The sequence below is a fragment of the Streptomyces sp. NPDC047315 genome (assembly GCF_040643215.1).
In the GTDB taxonomy this organism is placed as follows: Bacteria; Actinomycetota; Actinomycetes; order Streptomycetales; family Streptomycetaceae; genus Streptomyces.
Genome location: NZ_JBEYTZ010000091.1, coordinates 1 through 4946 on the forward strand (window position 1 = coordinate 1; position 4946 = coordinate 4946).

Annotated in this window: 2 protein-coding genes; both read right to left on the reverse strand. The window is 74.2% G+C overall.

What is annotated here, in order from left to right; translation table 11 throughout:
- Positions 1-927 (reverse strand): beta-ketoacyl synthase N-terminal-like domain-containing protein (locus ABZ842_RS38565; protein ID WP_361548495.1); only part of this gene is annotated, 927 nt, incomplete at its 3' end.
- Positions 928-964: 37 nt separating this feature from the next.
- Positions 965-4946, reverse strand: a 3982-nt coding sequence (locus ABZ842_RS38570) for an SDR family NAD(P)-dependent oxidoreductase (protein WP_361548498.1), incomplete at its 5' end; no start/stop codon positions are given.

The following is a 4946-nucleotide window of genomic DNA, read 5'->3' on the forward strand; positions in this document are numbered from 1 at the left end:
CAAACCATTGCTCGCCCCGTCCTGATTCACCGCCGAACCACGCACCACCCCCAACACCCGATGCCCAAGCCGCCGCGCATCCGACAACCGCTCCAGCAACACCAACCCGACCCCCTCGGAGAGGGAGGTGCCGTCGGCCGCGTCCGCGAACGGCTTGCAGTGTCCGTCGGGCGCCAGCCCGCGTTGCCGGGAGAACTCGGTGAACATCCCCGGGGTCGCCATCACCGTCACGCCGCCCGCCAGCGCGAGCGTGCACTCCCCCTGGCGCAGGGCCTGGCAGGCGAGGTGGATGGCGACCAGCGCGGAGGAGCAGGCGGTGTCGACGGAGACCGCGGGGCCTTCCAGTCCGAGCGTGAAGGCGACGCGTCCGGACAGGACGCTCAGGGCGTTGCCGGTCAGCAGGTGGCCCTCGGTGCCGTGCTCGACGTGCGGGGTGCCGAAGCCGGGGAGTCCGGCCCCGGCGTAGACGCCGGTCGCGCTGCCCTTGAGGTCGCGCGGGTCGATCCCGGCGCGTTCCAGCAGCTCCCAGGACGTCTCCAGGAGCAGTCTTTGCTGGGGCTCCATGGCGAGGGCTTCGCGCGGGGAGATGCCGAAGAAGGCCGCGTCGAACCGGTCGGCGTCGTACAGGAAGCCGCCCTGTCGGACGTAGCTGGTGCCGGGGCTGTCCGGGTCCGGGTCGTGCAGGGCCGTGAGGTCCCAGCCGCGGTCCGCGGGGAAGTCGCCGATCGCGTCGCGCCCTTCGGCGACCAGCTCCCACAGCTCTTCGGGGGAGGTGACGCCGCCGGGGAAGCGGCAGGCCATGCTGACCACGGCCACCGGTTCCTGGGCGCGCTCCTCCGCTTCGCGCAGCCGCTGGCGGGTCTGCCCGAGGTCTGCCGTGACGCGCTTGAGGTACTGGCGGAGTTTGTCTTCCGTGCCCGACGTCACTTCTGTCCCTCCATCAACGGCCGTACGGTCGAAGGCGTCACAGTTCCCGGTCAATCAGCTCGAAGATCTCGTCGTCGGTGGCCGACTCGACGTCGTCGAATCCCACCGGGCCGTCGGCGCCTTCGGCGGCCGGGGCGGCGTGCACCGCGGACAGCAGTCCGGTCAGCCGCCTGGCGAGCCGGCCGCGCGCCCCGTCGTCAAGTTCCAGGGCGGTCAGGGTGGCCTCGATCCGGCCGAGTTCACCCAGCAGCGGGTCCACCGGGTCGCCCGTGGTCGCCGTCGCGTCCGGCGCCAGCCGCTCTCGGAGGTGTTCGGCGAGCAGTCCGGCCTCGACGTAGTCGAAGACCAGTGAGGCGGGCAGCCGGAGCCCGGTGGCCGCGGCGAGCCGGTTGCGGAGTTCGACGACGGTGAGCGAGTCGAACCCGAGCTCCTTGAACGACGCGTCGGCCCGTACGGTGGCGGCGTCGGCGTGGCCCAGGACCGCTGCCGCGTTCGTACGGACCAGGTCGAGCAGGAACTGCCGCTGCCCGTCGACGGGCAGGGCCGCCAACCGGTCGGCCAGGTCGCCCGGTGCTTGCCGGGTCGCGGCGGTGCGGCGCGGCGCAGCCCCGGCGGCCAGGGTCCGCAGCAGTACGGGCAGGGCGGGGTCGGACCGGTCGGGCAGGGCCCGGGGGTCGAGGTCGAGGGCCACCAGGTGCGCGTCGCCGCGGGCGAGGGAGGCGTCGAACAGGGCGAGGCCGTGGGGAGTGGAGATGGGGCGGAAGCCCGTGCGCGCCATGCGGGCGAGGTCCGTTCCGGTGAGCCCGCCGGCCATTCCGCTCGCTTCGGCCCACAGGCCCCAGCCGACCGAGTTACCCGCCAGCCCGGCGGCACGTCGATGCGCGATCAGCGCGTCGCAAAAGGCGTTCGCCGCGGCGTAGTTCGCCTGACCGGCGCTTCCCAGCGTCCCGGCGGCGGACGACAGCACGACGAACATCGTCAGCGGCAGGTGCTCCGTCGCCCGGTGCAGGTTGAACGCGCCGGCCGCCTTCGCACCCCACACGCCGGCCAGTCGCTGCGCCGACAGCCCCGACACCACCCCGTCGTCGACCACGCCCGCGGCATGCACCACGCCGGCCAAGGGGTGCTCGGGGCCGATGCCCTCGACGACGTCCTTCACCGCTGTCGGATCGGCCATGTCTACGGCCTCCACCCGCACCGACGCGCCCAGCTGCGTCAGCCGCTCCACCAGGCCGTCGACGCCCGGCGCAGCCGCCCCGCGCCGGCCCGTGAGGACCATGTGGCGCACTCCGCCGCGCACCAGGTGCTCCGCGACCAGTCCGCCCAGGGTGCCCGTGCCGCCCGAGACCAGCACCGTTGCGCCGTCGTCGATTCCGGGGGAAGGGCGCAGCACCACCTTCCCCACGTGCCGCGCTCCGCTCAGGTACCGGAACGCCTCCCGCCCCTGTGCCAGGGGCCACGACCGGACCGGCGCCGGGGCCAGTACTCCTTGCTCGAACAGCTCCCGCAGTACCTTCAGCATCCGGCCGATCCCCGTCGGGCCCGCGTCCGGGACGAGGTCGAAGGCGCGGTACGAACCCGTGCCCGGGTGGGCGGTCTTCACCTCGTCGGGGTCGCGGACGTCCGTTTTGCCCATCTCCACGAATCGGCCGCCGTCGGCCAACGTGCGAAGCGACGCGTCGGTGAACTCTCCCGCGAGGCTGTTCAGCACCACGTCCACGCCGCGCCCGCCCGTCGCCTCCCGGAACGCGTCCTCGAAGTCCAGGTCGCGCGAGGACGCGCGGTGCGCCGCGTCCACGCCCATCGCCTCCAGCGCCGCGTGCTTCGCCGGGCTCGCGGTCGCGAAGACCTCCGCGCCCAGGTGTCGGGCGATCTGCACCGCGGCCGTCCCCACGCCACCGGTCGCCGAGTGCACCAGCACCGATTCCCCGGCCCGCAGGCCGCCGAGCTCCACCAGTCCGAACCACGCCGTCAGGAAGTTCACGGGCACGGAGGCCGCCTGCTCGTCGGTCCACCCGTCGGGCGGGCGCACCAGCATGCGTGCGTCGGCCACGGCCAGCGGGCCGAACGCCCCGTCGAACACCCCCATGACCCGGTCCCCCGCTGCCAGTTCGGTCACCCCGGGACCCACCTCGACCACCCGGCCCGCGCCCTCGCTGCCGCTCACGTCGGCACCGCCCGGGTACATGCCCAGGGCGATCAGGACGTCCCGGAAGTTCACCCCGGCAGCGCCCACCGCGATGCGCACCTCGCCGTCCGCCAACTCCGCATCTGCCTCTGGCGCGGCGACGACGTCGATCCCGTCGACGGAGCCCGCGGCGCGCAGGCCCAGCCGCCAGGGGCCGCGGTCCGGCGGGAGCAGTGCGCCGCCGGCGCGCGTCAACCGGGGCACCAGCACCCGGCCGTCGCGCAGGGCGAGCTGCGGTTCGTCGACGGCCAGGGCGCTGGTCACCGCGTGCCGGATCGCGTCGATCCCGGGGGCATCGGTGCCGGTGTCGCTGTCGGTGTCGAGCAGGACGAAGCGGTCCGGGTTCTCCTGCTGGGCGCTGCGCACCAGGCCCCAGACGGCTGCCGCGGCCGGGGCGGGCGTCTCGTCGTCGACCGCGGCGGCGCAGCGGGTGACGATCACCAGGGGGGTGTTGGTCAGCCGCGGTTCCGCCAGCCAGGCACGTAGCACGTCCAGCGTCTCCGTCACGGCCGCCAGCGCGCGGTCCGCGTCCTCCGCGCCGTCCGCGCGCGTTTGTGCTTGCGTTTCCACGTCCGCGGGAAGCGCCACGGCGACCGAGGGTGCGTCGGTGCCGGTGCCGAGAGCAGCCACCAGGGCGGCGAAGTCGGCGAATCCGTTCGTTCCCGCGACGCTGTCGGCCGGGGACCGGCCGCCGAGCACGGCCCACTCACCGTCGTACGGGGCGGCCTCGGGCACCGTGCTGCCGACCGCCGGTGCCAGCGCCGCCCACTCCACGCGGTACAGGCCGGTCACCTCGCGGGTACGGGCGGCGGACAGCTCGGCGAGCTGAGCGGGTCGCATCACGACCGACTCGGCCGTGAGCACCGGCGCACCGGCCGGGTCGGCGACCGTCAGCCGTAGGCCCTGGTCCAGCCGCTCGCCGCGCGGCGTCAGCAGGACCCGTACCGTACGCGCCCCCACCGCGTGGAGCGTCACCCCGCCCCACGAGAACGGCAGCCACACCTGTCCTTCGCCGGCCTGCCCCAGGAGGAACACCGGGTGCAGGGCCGCGTCCAGGAGCGCCGGGTGTACGCCAAAGGCGTCGGCGTCACCCGCTTCGTCCGGCAGCTCGACCTCGGCGAGCAGGTCGGCGCCGTCCCGCCATGCGGCCCGTACGCCCTGGAACGCGGGCCCGTAGCCGTAGCCGGCCGCCTCCGTCCTCGCGTAGAAGTCCTGCACGTCGATCGCCTCCGCGCCGGCCGGCGGCCACGCGCCGGTACGGGCGGTCTCCATGCCCGTCCGGTCGGGGCCGAGCACTCCTTCGGCATGGCACAGCCACGCGTCGTCCGCCGCTCCGGCCGGAGCGTCCGCGCCGTCCTGGCGCGAGTAGATCCGGACCTTGCGTCGGCCGTCGCCCTCGACGGCGTCCACCGCGACCTGTACCCGGACGCCGCCTTCCGACGGAAGGAGCAGGGGCGCTTGGAGTACGAGTTCGTCCACGGTGCCGCAACCTGCCTCGTCGGCCGCCCGTAGTGCCCACTCCACGAGGGCCGCGCCCGGTATGAGCACCGCGTCCCCGATTCGGTGGTCAGCGAGCCAGGCAGCCCGGCCCGCCGTCAGCCGACCGGTGAGCACACGGGTGTCGCCACCCGCCAACTCCACCGCGGCGCCCAGCAAGGGATGACCGGAGGAGACGAGCCCCAAGCCCTCGGGGTCGCTACCGAACTCGCCGTCGCCCTCCAGCCAGTAGCGGTGGCGTTGGAAGGCGTAGGTGGGGAGGTCGGTGGTGTGGGGTGTGGTGGTGGTGTCGTGGGTGGTGAACCATGCGCGCCAGTCGACGTCGGTGCCGTGG